Source organism: Pseudoalteromonas sp. AOP7-A1-14 (genome assembly GCF_052376275.1).
Taxonomy (GTDB): Bacteria; Pseudomonadota; Gammaproteobacteria; order Enterobacterales; family Alteromonadaceae; genus Pseudoalteromonas.
The window spans coordinates 1-604 of sequence record NZ_JBQSVO010000281.1; the positions used below are offsets into that span (position 1 = coordinate 1).

The window sequence follows — 604 nt, forward strand, 5'->3', positions numbered from 1 at the left end:
TTTCTAACCGCTCGTCTTAATCGGTGTCTAAGGCGACAGTTATTACCCTCTATACCTATGGTATGCTGTTTGCCAACCTGTTTGTGATCACCTTTAAAGGCGGTTTTAAAGCTATCCCAGTTGTCCATACTGATAGAGCCATAGCTTACTTTAAGTTGCTTTAAACGTGCTCTTAGCTTCTTAGCTGTTTTTAAGTCACGTTTGCCCCAGACATAAGCGACAATCTCATTAGTAGCACGGTCATAAGCGTAGATAAGCCAGACTTTACGCTTCTTGCGATACACGTAAGTCCAGAACTCATCAACCTCTAAGCGTTCATAGTAGCTCTTCTTAGGCGCGATCTTATAAATGGATGAGCCTATGGTGCTCAATACTTTACCGATACTGACTGAGGCTATAATAGCTATGTCTCTAACGCCGCAACCTCTAACCGTCATTAGCCGTATGATGTCTTCTATTTTAGAATGACAGCCGTGATAGGTTAAGGCATGGTCACCAATAAATTGTCGTTTGCAGTCCTTGCATTGGTAGTTCTGCTTGCCATAGCTTTTTATGCCGTTTTTCTTTAAACTGGGACTGTGACAGTCGGGGCAGCTGATATCTA

1 protein-coding gene is annotated in these 604 nt (G+C 42.7%); it reads right to left on the minus strand.

Annotation, left to right across the window (positions count from 1 at the left end; translation table 11 throughout):
* On the minus strand, positions 1-604 hold a 604-nt coding region (locus tag ACT3RM_RS18115), incomplete at both ends, for an IS1 family transposase (RefSeq protein WP_444511546.1).